This window comes from Jeotgalicoccus marinus DSM 19772 (assembly GCF_000425825.1).
Taxonomy (GTDB): domain Bacteria; phylum Bacillota; class Bacilli; order Staphylococcales; family Salinicoccaceae; genus Jeotgalicoccus; species Jeotgalicoccus marinus.
This window is the reverse complement of record NZ_AUEE01000004.1, coordinates 161,578-188,327: the sequence shown is the minus strand read 5'-3', so window position 1 is coordinate 188,327 and position 26,750 is coordinate 161,578. Positions and strand designations below refer to the sequence as shown.

Here is a 26,750-nt window from a genome sequence, read left to right as displayed (position 1 = left end):
TATATGAAGTGTGAGATATGTAACGAAAATGAAGCCACAGTCCATATTTCGGAAGACTTAGGTCTTGCTCAAAATGTACGGTATTTGTGTGAGCAGTGTGCTGAAAAATCGCTACACGTGAATGACTATCAAGTGGATAATCCTTTTGACATCCATACATTACTGAAGATGTTAGCGGCTAATGCAGAGAAAAAAGAGGTTGAAGTTGAAGCGCCTGAATGTCCATCATGTGGTTCAACATTAAGAAGCGTCGTCGACAATGGCTTGTTTGGTTGTAGTTATTGCTATGACTACTTCGGCGAATACGTACCTCAAATTGTTGAACGTGTGCAGCTGAACCAAAATAGACATCTTGGGAAGATTCCTCATCAAAAAGTAGATGCACTGCGCCTCAAAAGAGACATAGAGTCCTTACAACAGAGACTAGATGACAAGGTGAAAACCCAGGCCTTTGAAGAAGCAGCGGTGATTAGAGACCAGATTCAGGCACTGAAGGATGGTGAGTCACATGGAGAATAATATTAGTAAGTGGCTCAATAGAACAGCAGTCACTGATATTGAACTTTCCTCACGTGTGAGGCTAGCACGGAATATTAATGGTGTACCTTTCACACATATGCTTGAAGATGATGAAGACATCACAGCGCTTGGTAAAATAGTAGAGAAAACTTTACCTAATTTGACTCGTCTCCGCTTATCTGAATTTACTGATGTAGGCCGTGCCTTATTGGTCGAAAAGCATTTGATTAGTCCTAGATTTTCACAAAATGGAGAAAGTGTCTTCATCAATGAAGAGGAAGACGTGTCGGTGATGATTGGTGAGGAAGATCATTTACGAATTCAAAGTCTCGGTGTAAATGAATCCCTTGAGTCGCTATACGAGAAAGCAAGTGCTATAGATGATACATTAGAGAGTAAGATAGAGTATGCATTTGATGAACGATACGGCTATCTTACAGCTTGCCCGACTAATCTAGGGACAGGAATGAGAGCCTCTATAATGCTGCATTTACCTGCCTTGACAGCCTTGAAAAGAATTCAACGTTTTCATAATAATTTAACGCGCTTTGGTTTTACTTTACGAGGTATATACGGGGAAGGGTCTAAGCCCATTGGTTCTGTTTACCAGTTATCGAATCAAGTGACGCTTGGTTTTAGTGAAACAGATATCATTGAAAATTTGACAGAATTAAAAGAACGCATTATTGAAGAAGAACGTAGCGCAAGAGAGCAATTAAAAACTTTAGAAACCTGTGACGCTGTCAATCGTTCTTTTGGTATTCTACAATACGCCTACAAATTACCTTTAAAAGAAGCAGCAATGCATTTGAGTAATGTGAAACTAGGGATTGATTTAGGCTATATAGATTTTGACCGTTTTAACTTTCAAGCATGGTTTCAACAAATCCAACCGGCTTTTATTAGCCAAAAACTGAATGAATTTGAATATGACACTAGTCGACCAAATAATCAGCACGAAAGATTACGGGCGACACTGACACGCGAACTATTAGGAGGGAAATAGATGCTATTTGGAAAACTGACAGAGCGAGCACAAAAAGTACTCGCATTTGCCCAAGAAGAAGCGATCACACTTAAAAACTCTAATATCGGTACAGAACATTTACTATTAGGTTTGGTAAAAGAAAAAGAAGGCATCGCTGCAAAAGTTCTAGCATCGTTTAATATCGATGAACAACGAGTTAATGAAGAAGTGCACAATTTAATAACAACGGGTACAGAAAAAGCATCATCGATTCACTATACACCGCGTGCTAAAAAAGTAATTGAGTTATCTATGGATGAAGCTCGTAAACTACATCACAATTTTGTAGGTACAGAACACTTACTATTAGGCCTGATTCGTGAGAGTGAGGGCGTGGCAGCGAGAGTATTGGCTAATCTTGACTTAAATATTACTAAAGCACGTGCAGCAGTGATTAAAATGCTTGGTAATCCAGAAGCTTTCCAGTCACATTCAAGTGTCCAAAAAGATACAAATACGCCGACATTAGACTCTTTGGCACGTGACTTAACTCAAATGGCCAGAGAGAGTCAGTTAGATCCAGTGATTGGTCGTTCTAGTGAGATTACACGTGTTATAGAAGTGCTAAGCCGTAGAACGAAGAACAATCCCGTGTTAATTGGTGAACCTGGTGTTGGTAAAACAGCTGTGGCTGAAGGCCTAGCCCAAGCAGTGATTAACAGTGAAGTGCCTGAAAACTTAAAAGATAAACGCGTGATGTCTCTAGATATGGGGACTGTTGTTGCAGGTACGAAGTACCGTGGTGAATTTGAAGAGAGAATGAAGAAAGTAATGGATGAAATCCATAAGGCTGGTAACGTTGTACTATTTATTGATGAGTTACACACACTAATCGGTGCGGGGGGAGCTGAAGGTGCGATCGATGCATCTAACATTCTTAAACCAGCTCTTGCACGTGGCGAACTGCAGTGTATCGGTGCGACAACTTTAGATGAATTCCGTAAACACATTGAAAAAGATGCGGCATTAGAACGTCGTTTCCAGCCGGTAATGGTCGATGAGCCTAAGGCAGAAGATGCCGTGTTGATCCTAAAAGGCCTACGTGATCGTTACGAGGCGCACCACCGCATTAATATTACAGATGAAGCACTGGAAGCGGCAGTTCGTATGAGCAGCCGCTATATTCAGGACCGTTTCTTACCTGATAAGGCAATTGATTTAATTGATGAAGCTTCATCTAAGGTTAGACTAAGAAGTTATTCTACACCTCCAGATCTTAAAGACTTAGAGACGCGTTTAGAAGCAGTGAAAAAGGAAAAAGATGCGGCGGTTCAAAGCCAAGAATTTGAAGCAGCAGCAAACTTTAGAGATCAACAAACAAAAATTGAAAATGAAGTTAAAGAATGTGAAGAAAACTGGAAGAAACAACAGGGTCAATCTTCACAATCAGTTACAGCAAGTGATATTGAGCTTGTAGTCGCTGGTATTACAGGTATTCCATTATCTAAGATTGCTGAAGACGAGTCGGATAGACTGATGAATCTTGAATCCATTCTACACGAGCGTGTGATCGGACAGGATTCTGCAGTAAAATCGATATCTAAGGCAGTAAGACGTGCGCGTGCTGGACTGAAAGATCCTAAGCGTCCAATCGGTAGTTTCATCTTCTTAGGACCGACAGGTGTCGGTAAAACTGAACTCGCTAGAGCCTTAAGTGAAACAATGTTTGGTGAAGAAGATGCGATGATTCGAGTAGACATGAGTGAATATATGGAGAAACATTCCGTATCTCGTTTAGTTGGTTCGCCTCCAGGCTATGTAGGCTATGATGATGGGGGACAATTAACGGAAAGAGTAAGAAGAAAACCATACTCTCTTATACTCTTCGATGAAATTGAAAAAGCGCACCCTGATGTGTTTAACTTGCTCTTACAAGTGTTAGATGATGGACGTTTAACAGACTCTAACGGACGCATGGTGGATTTCCGCAATACAATTATTGTTATGACATCAAATGTAGGTGCAAGAGAATTACAAGATCAAAGATTCGTAGGCTTTGGTGGTCCAGAGGCTGAAAGCTATGAAAATATTAGAAGTACAATGATGAAAGAATTGAAGAATACCTTTAGACCAGAATTCATTAACCGAATTGATGACATTATTGTCTTCCACAAGCTTGAGAAAGAACATCTTAAGGAAATTGTTAGCTTGATGATTGATACGTTAAGAGCGAGATTAACTGACCAGAATATTCACATTGAGGTTACAGATCGAGCGACTGAGCGTATTGTTGAAGAAGGTTACGATCCGGAATATGGGGCGAGACCTTTGTCTAGAAGTATTCAAAAGAATATAGAAGATACTCTAAGTGAATCATTACTATCAGGTGAAAGTTTCGAGAATAAACTTGTCACAGTGGATTATGTTGATGATGCATTCAAAGTCACAACAGAAGACAAAGTTAACGAAACTGTTGAACAGTAATCCTGGATAGATTTTAATAAGCATCTCTGACTCATGATATATTCCCTCTTATGTAGACACTTAAAAAGTGAATACTTAAGAGGGATATTTTATAACTAGTAATATAATTTTACTTTTGTGAATTACTCAACAAAATTCTATAAAAGTCTTTAACTGTAAGGTTTTAGCCTTTTAAAACAAGTAGATAAATAATACAATAGAAAAAGAAATATAGTGGGGGAGTGTATACACGAATGGCAAAACCAAAAGTTACTTTTGAGTGTATGGCATGTGGTTATGAAACACCTAAATGGATGGGTAAATGTCCAAATTGCGGTGCGTGGAATCAGCTTGAAGAAAAAATTGTACATAAAGAAACCGTTAGTGGTCGAGGGACGCTCGGAAAAAATAAGATAGATGAGCGTAGTAAAGCATCTAAATTAAGTACCATTGAAAAGAAAGTCACACCAAGAACAACTACGCGTTCTGGGGAATTCGATAGAGTGCTCGGTGGTGGTATTGTTAATGGATCGCTTATTTTAATTGGTGGTGACCCAGGTATAGGGAAGTCCACTATTCTCTTACAGACTGCATTAATTCTAGCTGAAAACCATAACGTTTTATACGTATCTGGGGAGGAATCTCTAGAGCAGATTAAAATGCGTGCAGACCGCATTACCTCAAAACCATCCAATTTAACAGTCTTTTGTGAGACAAACCTTTTGTATATTCATGATGAAATTAAAAAGATCCAACCAGATTATTTGATTATCGACTCAATTCAGACTGTCTTTCACCCAGACGTTACAAGCGCACCAGGTTCAGTGGCACAAGTGAGAGAGAGTACACAGTCTATTATGAATATCGCTAAGGGCAATAATATTGCAACCTTTATAGTTGGACATGTCACAAAGGATGGACAGATTGCAGGTCCTAGATTGCTTGAACATATGGTTGATACTGTACTCTATTTTGAAGGGGATCAGCATCATACTTATCGTATCTTAAGAGCAGTGAAAAACAGGTTTGGTTCAACAAATGAGATGGGTATTTTTGAGATGAAAGCGAGTGGTTTAGAAGAGGTGTTAAACCCTTCTGAAATCTTCTTGGAAGAACGTTCGAAAAATGCGCCAGGATCAGCTATTGTTGCCACTATGGAGGGTACGAGAGCGATGCTAGTAGAAGTACAATCCCTTGTTACGCCTACCCACTTTCACAATCCAAGACGCATGGCAACCGGTATCGATACTAACCGTCTATCGCTACTTATGGCAGTGTTAGAAAAATCGGAAGGTCTGCTGATGCAGCAACATGATGCTTATATTAAAGTAGCAGGTGGTGTGAAATTAGACGAACCTGCAGTAGACTTAAGTATAGTCATCAGTATTGCATCAAGTTTTCAAAACATTGCTGTACGAGGAGATGATTGTTTCATTGGTGAAGTTGGCTTAACTGGGGAAATCAGACGTGTGACAAAGATCGAACAGAGGCTACAAGAAGCGGCAAAACTTGGCTTCAAAAGAGCTATTGTTCCTCAGTCCAATTTAAGTGGGGTCCAAGTACCTGATGGTTTAGAAGTGTTGGGTGTTAAGACTTTAAAACAAGCATTGAGACATACAAAATTTAATGATTAATTTTAAAAAAGCTTAAGAGAGGAGGCGATAAGATGCTTAAATACTTACTCTATGCAGTCTATTTAGTGATTGGCTTATCATTAGGTGCTTGGCTATTCCCAGAACTAGCAGTTTGGCTACCGTTTGATATTCCGAGAGTAGTAGACAATGTGCTTGTATATGGCCTATTAGGTATTCTTTTATTTTTCTTATTATTTGGCTGGACAATCAAGCATGCTTACAACTTTTTGAAGAAAAGCGAAGGTTATTTATTGAGTAGAAGTTTGACCGAAATTGTTTTTGCAACACTCGGAATGGTACTAGGTTTAGTGATTGCAGTACTAATCACACTATTGATTAATACTTTAGAAATTCCACTTGTCGGAGAGATTGTACCGATTGTGTCGGCAGTTGTTTTTGGCTACTTAGGTTTCATTATCGGCTTGAGAAAGTTCAGTGAGGTTCTGGACTTCTTTCCAAAGAATAACCCGAAGGAAAAAATGATTTCCGAAGCTAAGACGAAGTTTATCGATACGAGTGTGATTATCGACGGACGCATAGTCGACGTAGTTGAAACGGGCTTTTTAGAAGGAGACATTGTCATTCCACAATTCGTCTTGGATGAACTGCAACTTATTGCGGATGCGACTGACCCTGTGAAAAGAGAAAAGGGGCAACGTGGTTTAGACATGTTGAATAAGTTACAGACCAATAATGAAAACGTAAAAATTGAACCCGTAACTTATGAGAGACTTGATGTAGATCAACAGTTGATTGATATCGCCAAAAAAGAAGGCGGTGCAATTTTAACGACGGATTATAATTTAAATAAAATCTGTCAGCTCCACGATATTCCAGTCTTAAACGTGAACGAATTATCTAATGCAATAAAAACTGTAGTTGCACAGGGTGATGTTTTTGAACTCTTTATTTCCAAAACTGGTAAAGAAGAGAACCAGGGTGTCGGTTACCTTGAAGATGGAACGATGGTGGTTGTCGAACGTGGAGAGCAATTGATTAACCAAACAGTTAAAATCATTGTAACTAGTGTACTGCAGACAAATTCTGGACGTATCGTCTTTGCGAAAAGAGAGAAAAACAAATGAGGTATACAGTAATTATTCCGGCAGCAGGACTTGGTTCTAGAATGGGCCTCGGCTACAACAAAGTCTTATTAGACATAGGCGGGGAATCTATTATTTCACGCACGGTTAGATTTTTTGATGAAGACCCGGACTGTGAAGCAATACATTTATCTGTCCGAGCGGAAGAACGAGATGTTGTATCTGACTTGTTTCATAGTGTCGCTAAGGTAAAAGGGATCCATACTGGTGGTAAAGAACGTCAGGACAGCATTTATAATGCATTAATTAATGTAGACTCTGCTGAATATATTTTTGTCCACGACGGGGCGAGGCCATTTGTTAGTCAGGATATTATCCTACGATTGAAAGAAAAGGTTCAAGAAACTGGTGCAGTCATTTGCGGGGTAAAAGTTAAAGATACTTTAAAGCGAATTGTAAATGATAAAGTCGTTGAAACGTTACCGAGACAGGAAATAATTTCTGTACATACACCCCAAGCATTTAAAGCAAGCATTTTAAAAAGAGCTTATGAACATGCAAAAAAGCATCATCTTGACGTCACTGATGACTCTATGATGGTAGAGGCAATCGGGGAGTCTGTCTATATAACAGAATCATCCTATGATAATATTAAGATAACGACAGCTGAAGATATTCAGCTTGCCAAGTTGATACTTGAAGGGAAAGGTTAATATGATGAGAATAGGTCATGGATACGATGTTCATGCCTTTGATGAAAATCGTCCACTAATTTTAGGTGGTATGGAAATACCACATGACCGTGGTTTGAAGGGTCATTCGGATGCAGACGTCGTCTTGCACACTGTTACTGATGCCATCCTCGGCGCTTTAGCCCTTGGAGATATCGGTAAGTTTTTCCCTGATACGGATGCACAATATAAGGATGCGGACTCAAAGAAATTATTGTCGGCAGTCGTCGAAATGATGACTGAAAAAGGATACGAAATTGGAAATATTGATGTTGTTGTCATTGCAGAAAAACCAAAGCTGAGAGAGTACATTGATACAATGCGGCAGAATGTAGCCGATCTTTTATTGACAAAGATAGAGAATGTTAATATCAAGGCAACAACATCTGAAAAACTTGGATTTACAGGTAGAGAAGAAGGCATCGCAAGTGAAGCGGTAGTCTTACTTAACAAACAGGAGGCAAAATAATGAGTAAAGTTAGAGTTAGATATGCACCGAGTCCTACAGGATTCCTACACATCGGTAACGCGCGCGCAGCATTATTTAATTATTTATTTGCACGCCACTATGATGGTGATTTTATAATTCGTATTGAAGATACTGATAAGCAACGTCACGTTGATGAAGGTGAATCATCACAGCTCAACTATTTAAAATGGTTGGGCATCGACTGGGATGAAAGTGTCGACGTTGGTGGAGACTATGGACCTTACCGCCAATCTGAACGTGGTGATATCTACGCACCTTACATTCAGAAATTGTTAGATAATGATCTTGCATATCGTTGCTACATGACTTCTGAAGAGCTGGAAGCGGAAAGAGAAGAACAACTAAGAAATGGACAGACACCGATGTATGGTGGAAAGCATGCGCACCTTACAGCTGAACAGGAAGAAGCATTTAAGGCTGAAGGTCGTGAACCTTCAATTCGTATTCGTGTACCGAGAGATAAAACATATACCTTCAACGATATGGTTAAAGGTGAAGTGTCGTTCGATTCTAATGGTTTTGGTGACTGGGTCATTGTTAAAAAAGATGGTGTACCAACGTACAACTTTGCGGTTGTCATTGATGATTATGAAATGAAAATCACCCATGTTTTACGTGGGGATGATCATATCTCAAATACACCAAAACAAATGATGGTTTATGACCTTCTCGACCTACCATTACCGAAGTTCGGGCATACGGCGTTGATCGTAAATGAAGAGAAGAAAAAATTATCTAAACGTGATGCATCAATTATCCAATTCATCGAACAGTATGAAGAATTAGGTTATCTACCAGATGCAATGTTTAATTTCATTGCTTTACTTGGTTGGTCTCCAGAAGGTGAAGAAGAACTATTCACTAAGGAAGAATTGATTAATAATTTCGATGAAAATCGTCTATCTAAAGCTTCAGCATTCTTCGATAATCAAAAGTTAATGTGGATTAATAACCAGTACATGAAGCAAAAAAATGCTGAGGAAATTTTCGATATGTCTCTACCATTCCTACAAAAAGCAGGGAAGGTTTCAGAAAACCCAGATGATAGAGAGTTGGACTGGGCGCGTAGGCTTGTTGCCTTATACCAACCACAGATGAGCTATGCTGCTGAGATTACTGAGTTATCAGCACAGTTCTTTAAAGACCATGTTGAATTTGATGAAGATGCGAAAGAAGTGCTAGAACAAGATCATATAAATGAATTGATGACGGCACTGTATAGCCATTTTGAAGCGATGGAAGACTTCTCGCCTGAAGCAATTAAAGCTGAAATCAAAGCTGTCCAAAAAGAAACAGGTATAAAAGGTAAGAAATTATTCATGCCAATTCGTGTCGCAGTAACTGGAGAAACTAAAGGACCAGAATTACCAGATGCGATTTCATTGATTGGTCAAGAAACAGCATTAGAAAGAATTGAACGCTTGAAATAAACTGGAATGTTGAAAATGGTGCGGTGACGAAGTATAATATGGGTGTTAAAAGTTTAGTATATAAGGTTCTGGACATGTAGAGATTATCCGGTTGGTGAAAAGGATAACAATAAACCTTATAGAATTGCGCTTTTACGTACTTTAAACCTTATATTAAAGAGTAAAATCAGAGTGGAACCGTGCTTATGCGCCTCTGTCCCAATATGGACAGAGGCGCTTTTATATTACTTATGTGAAGGAGGGTACAGATGTTTCAAAGAATGAAAGACGACTTGAATATGGTGTTAGAGCTCGATCCAGCAGCAAAGAATCGGCTAGAAGTATTCTTTACTTACTCTGGAATTCACGCAGTATGGGCGCATTTAGTTGCGCATTGGTTCTATAAGAAAAATTTTAAAATTATTGCCCGGGTAATTTCGCAAGTCACACGGTTTATGACAGGAATAGAAATTCACCCAGGAGCGAATATCGGCAAGCGTCTATTTATTGACCATGGTATGGGTGTAGTGATTGGTGAGACATGTAACATTGGTAATAACGTGACAATCTACCAAGGGGTAACACTCGGTGGAACGGGTAAAGAAGACCATAAAAGACACCCTGATATTGATGATAACGTGTTAATTGCTGCAGGGGCTAAAGTACTTGGAAACATCCGCATCGGAGCGTCCTCAAATGTTGGAGCGAATTCTGTTGTATTAAAGAATGTACCAGCTCATTCCACAGTGGTCGGAATTCCTGGTCACGTCGTTAAGCAGCATGGCCAGCGCATAAGAAAGCATAATAATTTCGATCATAGAGATATACCAGATCCGCTGTTTGAAAAATTATTGGAACTTGAAAAAGATATTAATAACTTCAGAAGAGAAGTAGGGAGTGAGGTAAAAGATGGTTCGCATATATAATTCAATTACTAGAAAAAAGGAAGAATTTGTACCATTACAAGAAGGTAAAGTCAGCATGTATGTTTGTGGTCCGACAGTGTATAACTATATTCATATTGGAAATGCAAGACCAGCAATTGCTTTTGATACAGTACGTCGATACTTGGAATACAAAGGTTATGATGTGAAATACGTCTCTAACTTTACGGATGTAGATGATAAATTAATAAAGGCATCTAAGGAGCTTGGTGAGACAGTGCCAGAGATTGCAGAACGTTTTATCGAAGCTTTCTTTGAAGATACAGGTGCTTTAAATGTTAAGAAAGCAACAGTCCATCCACGCGTGCTCGATCACATGCCTGATATTATCGAATTTATTAAAATATTGATCGATAAAGGGCATGCTTATGAATCAGATGGTGATGTTTATTTTAAAACACGTTCATTTGATAACTACGGGAAATTGTCTCAACAATCAGTTGATGACTTGAAGGTCGGTGCGAGGATTGAAGCGGGTGAGAAGAAAAAAGATCCACTAGATTTTGTTCTTTGGAAACAAGCGAAAGAAGGAGAAATCAGTTGGGAATCACCTTGGGGAGAAGGTCGTCCAGGTTGGCATATTGAATGTTCAGTTATGGCCCGTCGTCATCTTGGAGACACGATAGATATTCACGCTGGTGGTCAAGATTTAACTTTCCCTCACCATGAAAATGAGATTGCTCAAAGTGAATGTATGACAGACAAAACGTTTGCGAATTATTGGATGCATAACGGGTACATCAATATTGATAATACGAAAATGTCTAAGTCTTTAGGGAACTTCATTCTTGTGCATGACATTATTAAGGAGATTGAGCCTAATGTGCTTCGCTACTTTATGATCAGTGTGCATTATAGAAATCCAATTAACTATAACCGTGAATTAGTTGATGCAGCAAGAAGTAGTTTAGAACGCATTCAAGATAGCTACCATCATGCACTTGAACGTCTTGAAAAAGCGGTTGGTGAAGCATCTGATGGTAAAGTGCTTGAGCTTATTGATGATAATATTAAATTATTTGAAAGTCATATGGACGATGACTTCAATACTGCTAATGCCATTACCGCATGGCATGAGTTGACGGGTGAGTTGAACAAATACTTACGCCGTCCAGCAACTTGCAAGGCAGTTCTACAGAAGTTTATCGAAACCTTTGATGCATACTCACAAGTACTAGGTGTCAGTTTAGGACGTAAAGAGGTACTCCTAGATGAAGAAATAGAAGCGCTGATTGAAGAAAGAGAAAGTGCCAGAAAAAATAAGGATTTTGCACGCGCTGATGAAATTAGAGACAACTTGAAAAATGAAGGAATTATCCTAGAAGACACTAAAGATGGCGTGAGATTTAAACGTGGATAATATAGATATTAATAGAATTCCATCACTATCCCTTGCATTTTTAGGTGACGCGGTCTATGCGGTTAAAGTCCGTGAGCATTTAATTGAAAATGAACCTTATTCAAAACCGGATGCCCTACACAAAGCGGCCAATAAGTTGGTTAGCGCTAGGGCGCAAGCAACTGCATTACACTATTTGAAAAATACTAGCGTGCTCACCGAAGATGAGTGGGACATTGCGAGAAAAGCGCGTAATAAATCGAGTCAAACCAGAGCGAAGAACGCAACGATTCAAGAATATAGAAATGCTTCTGGTATAGAGGCATTGATTGGGTATTTAACCTTGACTGGAGAGACTGACAGAGTAGATGAACTTATGAAACTTATAATTACAGATGGGAGTGAAGACATTTGACTGGTTCAGTAATTGCAGGACGTCATGCTGTTAGAGAACTACTGCGTACAGATGCAGATATAAACAAGGTATACGTTCAGGACACAGCAAACAAGCAACAGCTAAAAGAAATTTTAGATCTCGCTAAAGAGAGAAAGATTGTTGTTTCTATGGTGCCGAAAAATAAGATTGATGGCATGACTGAAGAACGTCATCAGGGTGTTGTGGCGATGGTTAGTGCGCATGAATATATGCCACTTGAGACCTTTTTAGAAAATGTTGAGGGGAAAACAGCAAATGTTATTATTTTAGATGGGCTTGAAGACCCGCATAACTTAGGGTCAATCATAAGAACTTGTGATGCTTCTGGTTTTGATGCGGTCATTATTCCTAAACGTCGTTCAGTACAATTGACAGATACAGTGGCAAAAACCTCCACAGGGGCGATTGAATATGTACCTGTAATTAGAGTGACTAATATCAACCAAACAATCGATACCTTAAAAGCGCATAACTTCTGGCTTGTTGGTACGGATGGAACAGGACAAACGGATTATCGTGAGATTAATGCTAAGGGGAACACTGCAGTAGTAATCGGTAGCGAAGGTGAAGGTATCAGTAAGAAGACGCTAGAGAAATGTGATTTTGTCGTTCGTATACCGATGGCAGGAGAAATAACGAGTTTAAATGCTTCGGTTTCAGCTGCACTTTTAATGTATGAGGTATACAGGCAGCAAAACCCACTTGGGCGTGGTTAATGTGCGTAAAAAAAGAAGGGTATTACTCGTCGATGGCTACAATTTAATTGGGGCAAATTCTGATTTATACCGTGAAGCGCAGATGTCTCTACAACTCGCAAGAGATAAAGTATTAAAGCTATTGAGCGAATACCAAGCAGTTCAGAATTATGAGATTATCTGCGTCTTTGATGCTTACGAGGTCAAAAGCAAAGAAGCCGTGATGGATTATTACGGTATTGAAGTGGTCTACACGAAAGAAAAAGAAACGGCAGACGAATTTATCGAAAGATTTGTCTATGATAATTACCATCCATTTCTATGTGATATCAGTGTAGTAACGAGTGACTTAACTGAACAAAATGCAATCTTTGCTTATGGAGCTTACCGAATCTCATCGAGAGAAATGTGGTTGAACTTGTCCGAGGCAGATAAAAATATTAGTAAAAGAATTAAGGCAATAAATGAAAAACTGCCTAGGACAAAATTGGATATTTCGGATGAAATACTTGCAGAAATGGAAAAACTGCGACGGGGAGAAAATTGACAACTTGAAGATATCCCCCCTCCAACTTATATTTAGGTTAACTAAAGGTTGGAGGGGAATCGATTGTATAGGATCAAGGTTTCTAGTCATTTAGTGTTGGAAAGGCGTACAAGTTACAAAGATAGTGATTTAGAAGATTTAGATAGAGCTGCTTGCCGTGTGAAGAACGGTGACTATGCTGCCTTTGATACAGTTGATAAACTGCTTAGGTCTCATATATTAAGAATGTCATTTAAATATGAAATAACGTCATATGATCGAGATGACCTGGTTCAAGATATGATGATCGAGGTGTTTATGATGTGTTTTAGATATGATTATGAACGCGGTCATTTTATGAACTATGCGCTTCGTTCTATACGTTTTAAAATGTATAACAAGATAGTGGTGAATCCTGGAGCATGGAACAGCTGGGAGCCATTACTTGAAACTATCTTTGATAGTACACATTCGGATGCATTAGCAGGTATTCATTTAAAGGAAAGGGCAGAAGACTACTTATCTGCTGTAGAAAGCTTATCCACTCGTGAAAAATACGTACTAAAACTTTTTTTTGAAAGATATTCCGTTCAAGAAATAGCGAGTATTTTAAAGTGTGGTCTAAAGTCTGTGAAAAACACAGTTCATCGGTTGAAAATAAAGTTTGGTGAGGTTGAAGATTTACACAGTATTGTTGACAACAACGCTTCAAATCGATATAGTATATTAGAATTGAAATGAGGATTTTAAGATGAAAATTGCACTGATTTGCAGTGAATGTGGGTCTCGTAACTACTCATTGAACAGACCAACCCACACAGAGAGACTCATCATGAAAAAGTTTTGCCCCAAATGCAATAAGCATACAACGCATAAGAGTTCTATATAGTTCAGGAGGAACGATTGATGAATAATAATAAGAACTTCTTCCAAAATGTCGTCAGCGAGATGAAAAAAGTCAGCTGGCCGACTGGTCAGGAAGTCGTCCGTTATACGACAACAGTTGTAGTGACAGTTGTATTTTTCTTAGTGTTTTTCTATGTGCTTGATCTGGGTATCACAGCACTAATTGATTTAATGTAATTTTAAAGGAGCGGTATAATGTCTCTAGACAAAGAGTGGTATGCAGTACATACTTATTCAGGCTATGAAAACAAAGTAAAAGCAAACTTAGAGGCGCGCCTCGAGTCAATGAATATGCAAGATCTAATTTTCCGTGTCGTTATTCCTGAAGAAGAGGAAACATCTATAAAAGATGGTAAGAAAAAGACGGCAATGAAGAAAACATTCCCTGGTTATGTTTTAGTAGAGCTCGTCATGACGGATGAGTCTTGGTATGTTGTTCGTAATACACCAGGAGTTACAGGTTTTGTTGGTTCACAAGGTGCGGGTAGTAAGCCAAACCCACTCTTACCAGAAGAAGTGAAATTTATCCTTCGTCAGATGGGTATGAGTGAGAAAATTGTGGATGTTGAGGTTGAAGTTGGTGAATCCATTAACATCGTTTCAGGACCGTTTAATAATCAAACGGGCGTGATTGAATCGATTGATGAGGAACGTTATAAGCTAACGGTACTTGTTGAGATGTTTGGTAGAGAGACACCGGTTGAAGTTGAATTTGATCAGATTGAAAAACTTTAATTTTACACTTGGAAATTACAGGTTAATATGCTATACTTTTATGGTCGCAAAATTGCGGCCATCTTTATTTGTATAAAGACTTATGAGTGGGAGGATGAAATCTAAACATCCTGTGACCACATCACGATTATGAGGAGGTGCAACATCGTGGCTAAAAAAGTTATTAATGTTGTGAAATTGCAAATCCCTGCAGGAAAGGCTAACCCGGCACCACCGGTAGGTCCAGCACTAGGGCAAGCAGGTGTAAATATCATGGGATTCTGTAAAGAATTCAATGCGCGTACACAAGAGCAAGCAGGTTTAATTATCCCTGTTGAAATTTCAGTATTTGAAGATCGCTCATTCACATTCATCACAAAAACTCCACCAGCAGCAGTTTTACTTAAAAAAGCAGCTGGTACTGAAAAAGGTTCTGGAGAGCCTAACAAGAACAAAGTAGCAACTGTTACAGAAGCTCAAGTTCGTGAAATCGCAGAAACGAAAATGGAAGACCTAAACGCGGCAACTGTTGAAGCAGCAATGCGTATGGTTGAAGGTACAGCACGAAGCATGGGCTTCACTGTCGAAAAATAATAAGTATTAATACGGTCGTGGGAGGATTAACCCCGCTATAACCACAAGGAGGAATATAAATGGCTAAAAGAGGTAAAAAGTATCAAGCTGCTCTAGAAAAGTTTGATCAAAACTCTACATTTTCAATTGAAGAAGCAGTCAAGCTTGCAAAAGAAACTTCTATTGTAAACTTTGACGCTTCAGTTGATGTTGCATTCCGTCTAGGTATTGATACGCGCAAAAATGATCAACAGATCCGTGGTGCACTAGTACTTCCACACGGTACTGGTAAAACACAGCGTGTATTAGTATTTGCGAAAGGCGACAAAGCAAAAGAAGCAGAAGCAGCAGGCGCTGACTACGTTGGTGAAGCTGAGCTAGCACAAAAAATTAACGGTGGATGGTTTGATTTCGACGTTATCGTTGCAACACCGGACATGATGGGTGAAGTTGGTAAACTTGGTCGCGTATTAGGACCTAAAGGTTTAATGCCTAACCCTAAAACTGGTACAGTAACGATGGACGTGACTAAAGCAGTTGAAGAAATCAAGGCTGGTAAAGTTGAATACCGTGCTGAAAAAGCAGGTATTGTTCACGTTGGGATCGGTAAAGTTTCATTCTCTGATGAGCAACTTGTAGACAACTTTAAAGCTGTTCACGATATTTTAGAAAAAGCTAAACCATCTTCTTCTAAAGGTGTTTACTTTAAATCTGTTACAGTTTCAAGCACAATGGGCCCTGGCGTTACAGTAGACCCTAATGTAATTAGAACTGTTTGAAAATAAATATTGACAAGTGTAGGTATACGAGGTATATTTACACTTGTAAATTTTAAAGATTACCTAAGACAGCAGGAGCTTTTATAGCTTAATAACTTTCCTGCCGAGGCAAATAAAACGACTTGAATTATATTTTCATATATTCGAGCACTTTTTGCCGCTGGTAAAAGGTGCTTTTTTATTTGCTCCAGACAAAAATTATGGAGGTGTAACGACATGTCAAACATCATTGAACAAAAACAGCAACACGTTGAAATGATTACTGAACAACTTAAAAACTCAGTTTCTACTATTCTTGTAGATTACCGTGGTTTATCAGTTTCAGAAGTCACAGAATTACGTAAACAATTACGTGAAGCTGGCGTTGAATTCAAAGTTTACAAAAACACAATGACTCGCCGTGCGGCTGATGCATTGGAACTTTCTGAACTTAACGAATTCCTAGTTGGACCAAGTGCATTAGCATTCTCTAATGAAGATGTTATCGCTCCAGCTAAAATCATTAACAACTTTGCTAAAGAGCACGAAGCTTTAGAGATTAAAGCGGGTGTCATCGAAGGCAGCTATGTACCTGTTGAAGATGTAAAAGCTATCGCATCTCTTCCATCAAGAGATGGCCTACTTTCTATGCTTCTTTCAGTGCTACAAGCACCAGTACGAAACTTCGCTTATGCAGTTAAAGCAGTCGGTGAAGACAAAGAGAACGAAAACAACGAAGCTTAATTTAAGCTAAAAACCAATTATAAAATGGAGGAAAATAATCATGGCTAACATTGAAACAATCATTGAGAGCATTAAAGAAATGACAGTTTTAGAATTAAACGATTTAGTTAAAGCAATTGAAGAAGAATTTGGCGTAACAGCGGCTGCTCCTGTAGCAGCAGCAGGTGGCGGAGAAGCTGCTGCAGCTGAAGAAAAATCTGAATTTGACGTTGAACTTACAGATGCAGGTTCATCTAAGATTAAAGTAATCAAAGTAGTTCGTGAAGCGACTGGTCTTGGACTTAAAGACGCTAAAGAACTTGTTGACAACGCACCTAAAGTTGTTAAAGAAGGTCTTTCTAAAGAAGACGCTGAAGCACTTAAAGCTCAACTTGAAGAAGTTGGCGCTGGTGTAGAACTTAAATAGTATCTATAATTTTTGTCGCAAAAAGTCTCCGCAAACTTAGTTTAGCGGAGACTTTTTTCTGATTGGAGGAAATTTATTTGTCACATTATTATACGACAGATGACACGCCACATGAGTATGGTGAAACAACCTTCGATTTTAACGATTATACTTACCGCTTTAAAACTGACCGCGGTGTATTTTCTAAAAATAATGTTGATTACGGTAGTGCCTTACTTATTAAAACCGTAGTTGACACTTATCAAGGCGATGGAAGTTTTATCGATATGGGCGCAGGTTATGGTCCGATCGGAATTGTAATCGGTCGTGAATTAGGTATGCATCCCATTATGGTTGAAGTGAATAAGGATGCAGCAGACCTTGCAGATGAGAATGCCAAAAGAGCGGGAATCTCAGTGAATGTGATGAGCCGTCATGACTTTGATGAGTCAAATATTGATACCTCTCTTTATGTTACGAATCCGCCATTTAGAGCGGGGAAAGATGTGGTCTTAGAAATCTTAAGAGATGCATATGAACGCTTGACCTTAGACGGTGCAATCTATATGGTTGTCCAGAAGAAGCAAGGTATGGCATCATATAAGAAATACTTGCAATCGACTTTTGGTAATGTGCAGATTGTTGTTAAAGATAAAGGGTATTATATATTGAAAAGCATTAAATAAAATATAAAGAATATTTGACTTGACAAATTGTCTGTGTTATTCTTATAGAATGTTAAATTAATATCAATAAGTATGTACTTTTCTGTACATTTGTTGAATGGAGCGTTTAAAAAAGTGTCCAGTTTAATAGAAAATGGGGTTGAATACGATTCCGTTTTCTTTTTGTCTTTACAATGAATAGGGTGCGGACTTAAACGCCATTATAGTTTACGCAAATATTATTAGGGGTGAATCTGTCGATGAGTCAATTGATTCAGTATGGAAGACATGCACAACGTAGAAGTTATGCGCGTATCGAAGAGAAGTTGGAACTACCTAACTTAATTGAGATTCAGACGAAATCGTACGAGTGGTTCCTGGAAACGGGTTTAATCGAAATGTTTAAAGATATTTCTCCGGTAGAAGATTTTACTGGTAATATGTCTTTACAATTTGTCGATTATAAACTTGGCGAGCCGAAGTATAACGAAGAAGAAGCGAAAGACCACGATGCGACTTACTCAGCTCCGCTGAGAGTTAAAGTTCGCTTAGTCATCAAAGAAACCGGCGAAGTAAAAGAGCAGGATGTATTTATGGGAGATTTCCCGTTGATGACGGATACAGGTACTTTTATTATAAATGGTGCTGAACGTGTTATCGTTTCACAATTAGTAAGAAGCCCATCTGTATACTTCTCCGAGAAGTTTGACAAGAACGGTAAATTAAACTTCGGAGCAACTGTCATCCCTAACCGAGGCGCTTGGCTCGAGTATGAAATCGATGCTAAAGATGTCGTATACGTAAGAATAGACCGCACGCGTAAATTGCCAATTACAGTATTATTACGTGCCCTAGGCTTTCAAACAGATGAAGAAATCATCAACCTTCTTGGCGACAACGAATACCTTCGTAATACGCTAGAGAAAGACACGACAGAAACAGTAGATCAAGCACTTTTAGAAATATATGAAAGATTACGTCCGGGTGAACCACCTACAGTGGAAAACGCACGTAATTTATTATACTCAAGATTCTTTGATCCAAAACGTTATGATTTAGCGAATGTGGGTCGTTATAAGATGAATAAAAAACTTCACCTAAAACACCGCTTGTTTAACCAAGTGCTCACTGAGCCAATCGTTGACAGCGAAACAGGTGAAATCATTGCAGAGGCAGGTTCAACAATCGATCGTCGTACTTTAGATGCGATTATGGACCAGTTAGAATCTACAGCGAACTTGAAGACTTACCACTTAGAGCAGGGGTTACTTGATGAGCCTGTAGAAGTTCAATCAATAAAAGTACGTTCTCATAATAACGAAGAAACATCGACGACGGTAATCGGTAACGCATTCCCAGATGTTGAAGTTAAATCAATTACACCATCTGACATTGTGTCTTCAATGAGTTACTTCTTTAACTTATTAGAAGGCGTTGGACAGACTGACGATATCGACCACTTAGGTAACCGTCGTTTACGTTCTGTTGGTGAATTGTTACAAAACCAATTCCGTATTGGGGTTTCTCGTATGGAACGTGTGGTTCGTGAAAGAATGTCTATTCAAGACACTGAAACTGTCACACCACAACAATTAATTAATATCCGTCCAGTAATTGCATCTATTAAAGAGTTCTTTGGTAGTTCACAGTTATCTCAGTTCATGGACCAAACAAACCCACTTGCAGAGTTGACGCACAAACGTCGTTTATCTGCATTAGGGCCTGGTGGTTTAACACGTGAACGTGCTGGTATGGAAGTGCGTGACGTTCACTATTCTCACTATGGACGCATGTGTCCGATTGAAACACCAGAGGGACCAAACATTGGTTTGATCAACACTTTATCAAGTTATGCTAGAGTGAACGACTTTGGTTTTATCGAAACTCCTTATAGAAGAGTAGACCCTGAAACAAACAGAGTAACGAACCAAATCGACTACTTAACAGCAGACGAAGAAGATAGTTACGTTGTTGCACAGGCGAATGCACCATTAAATGAAGATGGTAGTTTCACTAATGAAGAAGTAATTTGTCGTTTCCGTGGTAATAACACGCAAATGGACCGTGAGCGTATGGACTACATGGACGTTTCACCTAAGCAGGTTGTTTCTGCAGCGACGGCTTGTATTCCGTTCCTAGAAAACGATGACTCAAACCGTGCCTTGATGGGTGCAAACATGCAACGTCAAGCTGTACCATTATTAAATCCTGAATCACCGTTCATTGGTACAGGTATGGAGCACGTATCTGCACGTGACTCTGGTGCTGCGGTCGTTTCTCGTTACAAAGGACGCGTTGAACATGTTGAAGCAAAAGAAGTTCATGTTCGTCGTATCGAAGAGAAGAATGGTAAAGAAGTAGAAACTGAAAAAGACGTTTATAGAATGTCTAAATTCATTCGTTCAAATGCGGGAACTTGTTACAACCAAAAACCAATCGTTGAAGAAGGAAATATCGTAACAAAAGGCGAAATCTTAGCAGATGGTCCATCGATGGACAAGGGTGAGATGGCGCTTGGACGTAACGTTGTTGTCGGCTTCATGACTTGGGATGGTTATAACTATGAGGATGCCGTAATCATGAGCGAACGCTTAGTTAAACAAGATGTTTACACATCAATTCATATTGAAGAATATGAGTCGGAATCAAGAGATACTAAGCTTGGACCAGAAGAAATTACGAGAGATATCCCTAACGTTTCAGACAGTGCGCTGAAAAAACTTGATGACCGCGGTATTGTATATATTGGTGCGGAAGTTAATGATGGAGATATCTTAGTTGGTAAAGTTACGCCAAAAGGTGTGACTGAATTAACTGCTGAAGAACGTTTACTACATGCAATATTCGGAGAGAAAGCGCGTGAAGTTAGAGACACGTCTCTACGTGTACCTCACGGTGCTGGTGGTATTGTTCTAGATGTTAAAGTATTTAACCGTGAAGATGGTGACGAATTATCTCCAGGTGTTAACCAACTTGTACGCGTTTATATCGTTCAGAAGAGAAAGATTTCTGAAGGGGATAAAATGTGTGGACGTCACGGTAACAAAGGTGTTATTTCAAAAATCCTTCCAGAAGAAGATATGCCTTACTTACCAGACGGCACGCCAATCGACATCATGCTTAACCCACTCGGTGTTCCATCACGTATGAACATCGGTCAGGTGCTAGAACTACATCTTGGTATGGCTGCTCGTGCGATGGGCTTAAGAATGGCGTCACCAGTATTCGATGGTGCAAATGAGGAAGATGTATGGTCAACAATGGAAGAAGCAGGACTTGCACGTGATGGTAAGACCGTTCTATATGATGGCCGTACAGGTGAACCATTTGAAAACCGTATCTCTGTTGGTGTGATGTATATGCTTAAACTTGCACACATGGTTGACGATAAACTTCACGCAAGAAGTACTGGACCATACTCACTCGTTACACAACAACCACTTGGTGGTAAAGCACAATTTGGTGGACAACGTTTCGGTGAGATGGAAGTTTGGGCACTTGAAGCATACGGTGCTGCATATACACTCCAAGAGATCTTAACTGTTAAATCTGATGATACTGTCGGACGTGTTAAGACATATGAATCAATCGTTAAAGGTGAAAACCTTCCTAAACCAGGTGTCCCTGAGTCATTCAGAGTATTGATGAAAGAACTTCAAAGTCTGGGCTTAGATGTAAGCATCATGGATGAAAACGATGAGGAAATTGAACTACGCGATACTGATGAAGACGATATTCCGAATCAACCGGCTCAACCGGTCAAAGAAACAGACGCTGCTGCTAACGAAAATGTTACTGAATAGTAACGTTCTGAGCTTCGAGAAAACTGAGGGAGGAAAGCTCATTGATAGATGTAAACAGATTTAAATATATGAAAATAGGTTTAGCATCACCTGAAAAAATTCGTTCTTGGTCATTCGGTGAGGTCAAAAAACCGGAAACAATTAACTATAGAACATTAAAACCTGAACGTGATGGTTTATTCTGCGAAAAAATCTTTGGTCCTACTAAAGATTGGGAATGTAGCTGTGGTAAATACAAACGCGTTAGATATAAAGGCATGGTATGTGACCGTTGTGGTGTAGAAGTGACACGCGCTAAAGTAAGACGTGAAAGAATGGGGCACATTGAACTTGCAGCTCCAGTTACTCATATTTGGTATTTCAAAGGAATACCATCACGTATGGGACTATTACTTGATATGTCTCCGCGTTCTTTAGAGGAAATTATTTATTTTGCGTCATATACTGTTATTAAACCAGGTCCAACAGGCCTAGAACCTAAACAACTGCTAAGTGAACGCGAATACCGTGAATACTACGATAAGTTCGGTAATACTTTCACTGCTAAAATGGGTGCTGAAGCAATCAAGGAACTCTTACAACAAGTTGATCTAGGATCTGAACTAGAGATGCTTAGAAAAGAACTTGAAACTGCAACAGGTCAGCGCCTAACAAGAGCGATCAAACGGCTAGAAGTGGTGGAAGCATTCCGCCACTCTGGTAATGATCCTTCTTGGATGATTTTAGATGTCCTACCAATTATTCCACCGGAAATTCGTCCGATGGTTCAATTAGATGGTGGACGATTTGCCACAAGTGATTTAAACGACCTTTATCGTCGTGTAATCAACCGTAATAATCGTTTGAAACGTCTACTTGATTTAGGAGCACCTGGAATTATCGTGCAAAATGAAAAACGTATGTTACAAGAAGCTGTCGATGCTCTAATCGATAATGGTCGTCGTGGCCGTCCTGTAACAGGACCAGGTAACCGTCCATTGAAATCACTATCTCACATGCTTAAAGGTAAGCAAGGTCGTTTCCGTCAGAACTTACTTGGTAAACGTGTCGACTATTCTGGTCGTTCGGTTATCGTCGTTGGTCCTGGACTGAAAATGTATCAGTGTGGTTTACCTAAGGAAATGGCACTTGAGCTATTTAAGCCATTCGTAATGAAAGAGCTAGTTAAGCGTGAGCTTGCAACTAACATTAAGAATGCCAAAGGTAAAATCGAGCGCATGGAAAATGAAGTTTGGGATGTACTTGAAGATGTCATCACAGAACATCCAGTACTCCTTAACCGTGCACCGACACTTCACCGTTTAGGTATCCAAGCCTTCGAAGCGACACTAGTAGAAGGACGTGCGATTCGCCTTCACCCACTAGTAACAACAGCATATAACGCTGACTTTGATGGAGACCAAATGGCTGTACACGTACCACTTTCTAAAGAAGCACAAGCAGAGGCACGTATGTTGATGCTTGCTGCACAAAACATTCTTAACCCGAAAGATGGTAAACCAGTCGTTACACCTTCACAGGATATGGTCCTAGGTAACTACTACCTAACATTAGAACGTGAAGCGACTAAAAATGAGGGGCACATCTTCAAGAGCATTGAAGAGGTCATTATGAGTTACCAAAATGGTTACACTTCACTGCACACTCGTATTGGTATCCATACTAAGGATATGCCTGTAGAGAAAGTGTCTGAAGAGAACAAAGGTAAAATTTTAATGACAACTGTTGGTAAGGTAATCTTTAACCAGATTATGCCACCTTCATTCCCTTATATAAATGAACCGACTAAGGATAACTTAGAACGTAAAACTCCAGATAAGTACTTTATTGCTGCGAGTGACTTAAGTGAGGAAGGCTTAATCGAGAAGATTACAGAAATGCCACTTGTTGATCCGTTCAACAAAAAATTCCTTGGACAAGTTATTGCAGAAGTGTTTAATAAGTTCCACATTACTGAAACTTCAGTGATGCTCGACTTGATGAAAGACTTAGGCTTCAAGTACTCTGCTAAAGCAGGTATTACAGTTGGGGTATCTGATATTGTGGTACTTCCAGACAAACAGGTCATCATCGACGAAACTGAAGAAAAAGTTGAGAAAGTTCAAAAGCAATTCTCACGTGGTCTTATCACTGAAGAAGAGCGCTACAATGCAGTTATTGAGCTTTGGACTAAGGCGAAAGATGTTATCCAAGATAAGTTGATGTCATCACTTGACCGTCTAAACCCAATATTCATGATGAGTGACTCAGGTGCCCGTGGTAACGCATCTAACTTTACTCAACTTGCTGGTATGCGTGGTCTAATGGCCAACCCATCTGGTGAGATCATTGAGTTACCAATCAAATCAAGTTTCCGTGAGGGACTTACAGTACTCGAGTACTTTATCTCTACACACGGTGCGCGTAAAGGTCTTGCCGATACAGCACTGAAAACTGCCGATTCTGGTTATCTGACTCGTCGTCTTGTAGATGTTGCTCAAGATGTTATTGTTCGTGAAGAAGATTGTGGCACAGATAAAGGACTTCATGTATCTGCCTTGATGGAAGGTACTGAGTTAATCGAACCACTACTTGACCGTCTAGAAGGACGTTACACGAAAGAAACAGTTAGACACCCAGAAACTGATGAAGTGATCATTGGCGTTAATGAATTAATTACTCAAGATATCGCTAAAGAAATTGTTAACAGTGGTATCGAACAAGTATATATCCGCTCAGCATTTACATGTAACACGCGTCATGGTGTATGTGAACGTTGTTACGGTAAGAACCTTGCTACAGGTGAAAAAGTTGAAGTTGGGGAAGCAGTTGGTACAATTGCTGCTCAATCAATCGGTGAGCCTGGTACACAGCTTACAATGCGTACATTCCACACAGGTGGGGTAGCAGGTAGCGATATTACACAAGGTCTTCCACGTATCCAAGAATTATTTGAAGCGCGTAATCCTAAAGGGCAAGCGCAGATTTCAGAAATTCACGGTACTGTAACTGACATTGAAATCGTTAAAGACCGTCAACAAGAAGTTAAAGTTAAAGGTGAACACGAAACTCGTACGTACAATGTACCAGGTGCAGCACGTCTCCTCGTTGAAATTGGAGATAAAGTTGAACCAGGTGGCGTATTAAACGAAGGTTCAATCGAACCTAAATCATTACTTCAAGTTGCCGGGTTAAATACAACTCAAGAGTATCTGTTGAAAGAAGTACAAAAAGTATACCGCATGCAAGGGGTAGAAATTGGCGATAAACACGTTGAAGTTATGGTTCGTCAAATGTTACGTAAAGTACGTATCATAGATGCCGGAGATACTAACTTATTGCCAGGTGCTTTAGTGGAAATTCACCAATTTACAGATGCGAACAAGGAAATCTTTAAACAAAGAAAACGTCCTGCCACTGCAAAACCTGTATTACTCGGAATCACGAAAGCGTCTCTTGAAACTGAAAGCTTCTTATCAGCTGCCAGCTTCCAAGAAACAACTCGTGTACTTACAGATGCAGCAATTAAAGGTAAGCGAGATGATCTTCTCGGGCTTAAAGAGAACGTCATTATCGGTAAGCTGATCCCTGCAGGTACAGGTATGACAAATTATAAAGATGTTGATATTTCAGTAGCTGATGAAACTATCGCTGAAGAAGATTTCGTCTTAACTGAAGACTAATTCTACAGAGTTAGATGGTAAGAACTTATGGGTCAAGTTCTTATGAAAATGATTATATAGAGCGGAACCTCAACGTCGAGGTTCCGTTCTTGTTTTATTAAAATTGGAACTCGACTAGTTTTGTATAGTGCTCTATGTTATTATGTTTTATGTGTCTAAGAGCATTAACTTTTTCACTGTGAATGCTTGACACATTTCTTTTGGAAATGGTATTATTGTTAAGGTTACTTTAAGAGGGGACTAATGCGCCTTTTTTAAAGGAGACAAAGTGTATTTTTGTAAGATTGTTATCTTACAGATTTTTTATACTCAAAAAATGAACCACCTGGATGTGTGGATTAAGTTACGAGAGGAGGACATTCAAAGATGCCAACTATTAATCAGTTGATTAGAAAGTCACGTACTACTAAAACGCAAAAATCTGACTCACCTGCATTAAACAGAGGTTTCAACAGTCTCAAAAAGCGTGTAACTAACGAAGCTGCGCCACATAAACGCGGTGTTTGTACACGTGTAGGTACTATGACACCTAAGAAACCAAACTCTGCATTACGTAAATATGCTCGTGTAAGATTATCAAATAACGTCGAAGTTAACGCGTATATCCCTGGAATTGGTCACAACCTACAAGAACACAGTGTTGTACTTATCCGTGGAGGTCGTGTAAAAGACTTACCTGGTGTGCGCTACCACATCGTTCGTGGTGCTTTAGATACTTCAGGTGTTGAAGGGCGTAAACAAAGCCGTTCACACTACGGTGCTAAAAAACCTAAAGAAGAGAAGAAATAATCTCGCTTTAGATGTGAATTTTAAATATAAATAATGATAAAATAAAAATTGGAAGGAGGATAATTATGCCACGTAAAGGTCCTGTACCAAAGAGAGATGTTCTACCGGATCCGATTCACAACTCTAAGCTTGTGACTAAACTCATCAACAAGATGATGGTTGACGGTAAACGAGGAACTTCACAAAAAATTCTTTATAATGCATTCGATATCGTACAAGAACGTTCTGGTAAAGATGCAATGGAGGTTTTTGACGAAGCAATTGAAAATATTATGCCACTTCTTGAAGTTAAAGCACGCCGTGTTGGTGGGTCTAACTACCAAGTACCGGTTGAAGTTCGTCCAGAACGCCGTACTACTCTAAGCTTACGTTGGCTTGTGAACTACGCACGTCTGCGTGGGGAAAAGACAATGGAAGAGAGACTAGCTAACGAAATTCTTGATGCTGCTAACAACACAGGTGGAGCAGTTAAAAAACGCGAAGAAAGTCATAAAATGGCTGAAGCTAACAGAGCATTTGCACACTACCGTTGGTAGTATGCTAAGTTCTTTAGTA

General features: G+C 39.4%; 26 protein-coding genes and 1 other annotated feature. All 26 genes read left to right on the top strand.

What is annotated here, in order from left to right:
• Positions 1–3 precede the first annotated feature (3 nt).
• The 26 genes from H624_RS0102410 (at position 4) to rpsG (ending at position 26,731) form a co-directional block, all read left to right on the top strand.
• The gene (locus H624_RS0102410) at positions 4–519 is read left to right on the top strand and encodes a UvrB/UvrC motif-containing protein (RefSeq protein WP_026866166.1); all 516 of its coding nucleotides are present in this window, start codon (positions 4–6) and stop codon (positions 517–519) included.
• Complete coding sequence (locus tag H624_RS0102405) at positions 509–1,525, top strand: protein arginine kinase (protein WP_035855726.1); 1,017 nt, start codon at positions 509–511, stop codon at positions 1,523–1,525. The genes H624_RS0102410 and H624_RS0102405 overlap by 11 nt, the downstream gene beginning before the upstream one ends.
• Positions 1,526–3,970, top strand: coding sequence for an ATP-dependent Clp protease ATP-binding subunit (locus H624_RS0102400; protein ID WP_026866164.1), 2,445 nt, complete (start codon positions 1,526–1,528; stop codon positions 3,968–3,970).
• 233 nt (positions 3,971–4,203) lie between these two features.
• Positions 4,204–5,583, top strand: a complete 1,380-nt coding sequence (gene radA, locus H624_RS0102395; protein ID WP_026866163.1) for a DNA repair protein RadA — start codon at positions 4,204–4,206, stop codon at positions 5,581–5,583.
• A 32-nt stretch (positions 5,584–5,615) separates the two neighbouring features.
• The gene (locus H624_RS0102390; RefSeq protein ID WP_026866162.1) at positions 5,616–6,668 is read left to right on the top strand and encodes a PIN/TRAM domain-containing protein; all 1,053 of its coding nucleotides are present in this window, start codon (positions 5,616–5,618) and stop codon (positions 6,666–6,668) included.
• Positions 6,665–7,339, top strand: a complete 675-nt coding sequence (gene ispD / locus H624_RS0102385) for a 2-C-methyl-D-erythritol 4-phosphate cytidylyltransferase (protein ID WP_026866161.1) — start codon at positions 6,665–6,667, stop codon at positions 7,337–7,339. Before H624_RS0102390 ends, ispD begins: the two co-directional genes overlap by 4 nt.
• A 1-nt stretch (position 7,340) precedes the next feature.
• On the top strand, positions 7,341–7,826 hold the full coding sequence (gene ispF / locus H624_RS0102380; protein ID WP_026866160.1) for a 2-C-methyl-D-erythritol 2,4-cyclodiphosphate synthase: 486 nt from the start codon (positions 7,341–7,343) through the stop codon (positions 7,824–7,826).
• Positions 7,826–9,277: a glutamate--tRNA ligase gene (gene gltX / locus H624_RS0102375; protein WP_026866159.1), complete on the top strand. Its 1,452-nt coding sequence runs from the start codon at positions 7,826–7,828 to the stop codon at positions 9,275–9,277. The genes ispF and gltX overlap by 1 nt, the downstream gene beginning before the upstream one ends.
• A gap of 248 nt (positions 9,278–9,525) precedes the next feature.
• Positions 9,526–10,182 carry a serine O-acetyltransferase gene (gene cysE / locus H624_RS0102370; RefSeq protein WP_026866158.1) on the top strand — a complete coding sequence of 219 codons (657 nt, stop codon included), beginning with the start codon at positions 9,526–9,528 and terminating at the stop codon, positions 10,180–10,182.
• Positions 10,166–11,560 carry a cysteine--tRNA ligase gene (gene cysS / locus H624_RS0102365; RefSeq protein ID WP_026866157.1) on the top strand — a complete coding sequence of 465 codons (1,395 nt, stop codon included), beginning with the start codon at positions 10,166–10,168 and terminating at the stop codon, positions 11,558–11,560. The genes cysE and cysS overlap by 17 nt, the downstream gene beginning before the upstream one ends.
• Positions 11,553–11,954: a Mini-ribonuclease 3 gene (locus tag H624_RS0102360; RefSeq protein WP_026866156.1), complete on the top strand. Its 402-nt coding sequence runs from the start codon at positions 11,553–11,555 to the stop codon at positions 11,952–11,954. Before cysS ends, H624_RS0102360 begins: the two co-directional genes overlap by 8 nt.
• Entirely contained in the window at positions 11,951–12,691 is a 741-nt protein-coding gene (gene rlmB, locus H624_RS0102355) for a 23S rRNA (guanosine(2251)-2'-O)-methyltransferase RlmB (RefSeq protein WP_026866155.1), read from the top strand. Before H624_RS0102360 ends, rlmB begins: the two co-directional genes overlap by 4 nt.
• 1 nt (position 12,692) lies before the next feature.
• Positions 12,693–13,217 (top strand): NYN domain-containing protein, encoded by a 525-nt coding sequence (locus tag H624_RS0102350; RefSeq protein ID WP_035855783.1) that lies wholly within the window; start codon positions 12,693–12,695, stop codon positions 13,215–13,217.
• 63 nt (positions 13,218–13,280) lie between these two features.
• Positions 13,281–13,937, top strand: a complete 657-nt coding sequence (locus H624_RS0102345; RefSeq protein WP_026866153.1) for an RNA polymerase sigma factor — start codon at positions 13,281–13,283, stop codon at positions 13,935–13,937.
• 10 nt (positions 13,938–13,947) lie between these two features.
• The gene (gene rpmG, locus H624_RS12320) at positions 13,948–14,085 is read left to right on the top strand and encodes a 50S ribosomal protein L33 (RefSeq protein ID WP_084145681.1); all 138 of its coding nucleotides are present in this window, start codon (positions 13,948–13,950) and stop codon (positions 14,083–14,085) included.
• Positions 14,086–14,102: 17 nt separating this feature from the next.
• Positions 14,103–14,279 (top strand): preprotein translocase subunit SecE, encoded by a 177-nt coding sequence (secE, locus tag H624_RS0102340; protein ID WP_026866152.1) that lies wholly within the window; start codon positions 14,103–14,105, stop codon positions 14,277–14,279.
• An 18-nt stretch (positions 14,280–14,297) separates the two neighbouring features.
• Positions 14,298–14,837 (top strand): transcription termination/antitermination protein NusG, encoded by a 540-nt coding sequence (nusG, locus tag H624_RS0102335; protein ID WP_026866151.1) that lies wholly within the window; start codon positions 14,298–14,300, stop codon positions 14,835–14,837.
• 147 nt (positions 14,838–14,984) lie between these two features.
• Positions 14,985–15,410, top strand: a complete 426-nt coding sequence (gene rplK, locus H624_RS0102330; protein WP_026866150.1) for a 50S ribosomal protein L11 — start codon at positions 14,985–14,987, stop codon at positions 15,408–15,410.
• Positions 15,411–15,469: 59 nt separating this feature from the next.
• Complete coding sequence (gene rplA, locus H624_RS0102325) at positions 15,470–16,168, top strand: 50S ribosomal protein L1 (RefSeq protein ID WP_026866149.1); 699 nt, start codon at positions 15,470–15,472, stop codon at positions 16,166–16,168.
• Positions 16,169–16,212: 44 nt separating this feature from the next.
• Positions 16,213–16,357: a sequence feature (ribosomal protein L10 leader region), on the top strand.
• Between the two features lie 27 nt (positions 16,358–16,384).
• On the top strand, positions 16,385–16,891 hold the full coding sequence (gene rplJ, locus H624_RS0102320; protein ID WP_026866148.1) for a 50S ribosomal protein L10: 507 nt from the start codon (positions 16,385–16,387) through the stop codon (positions 16,889–16,891).
• Positions 16,892–16,931: 40 nt separating this feature from the next.
• Complete coding sequence (rplL, locus tag H624_RS0102315; RefSeq protein WP_026866147.1) at positions 16,932–17,297, top strand: 50S ribosomal protein L7/L12; 366 nt, start codon at positions 16,932–16,934, stop codon at positions 17,295–17,297.
• A gap of 77 nt (positions 17,298–17,374) precedes the next feature.
• The gene (locus tag H624_RS0102310; RefSeq protein WP_026866146.1) at positions 17,375–17,962 is read left to right on the top strand and encodes a class I SAM-dependent methyltransferase; all 588 of its coding nucleotides are present in this window, start codon (positions 17,375–17,377) and stop codon (positions 17,960–17,962) included.
• Positions 17,963–18,201: 239 nt separating this feature from the next.
• Complete coding sequence (rpoB, locus tag H624_RS0102305; RefSeq protein ID WP_026866145.1) at positions 18,202–21,744, top strand: DNA-directed RNA polymerase subunit beta; 3,543 nt, start codon at positions 18,202–18,204, stop codon at positions 21,742–21,744.
• Positions 21,745–21,785: 41 nt separating this feature from the next.
• Positions 21,786–25,406: a DNA-directed RNA polymerase subunit beta' gene (gene rpoC, locus H624_RS0102300; RefSeq protein WP_026866144.1), complete on the top strand. Its 3,621-nt coding sequence runs from the start codon at positions 21,786–21,788 to the stop codon at positions 25,404–25,406.
• Positions 25,407–25,772: 366 nt separating this feature from the next.
• A complete protein-coding gene (gene rpsL / locus H624_RS0102295; protein WP_026866143.1) occupies positions 25,773–26,195 on the top strand; it encodes a 30S ribosomal protein S12 in 423 nt (140 codons plus the stop codon).
• A 65-nt stretch (positions 26,196–26,260) separates the two neighbouring features.
• A complete protein-coding gene (rpsG, locus tag H624_RS0102290) occupies positions 26,261–26,731 on the top strand; it encodes a 30S ribosomal protein S7 (RefSeq protein ID WP_026866142.1) in 471 nt (156 codons plus the stop codon).
• Positions 26,732–26,750: the final 19 nt, after the last annotated feature.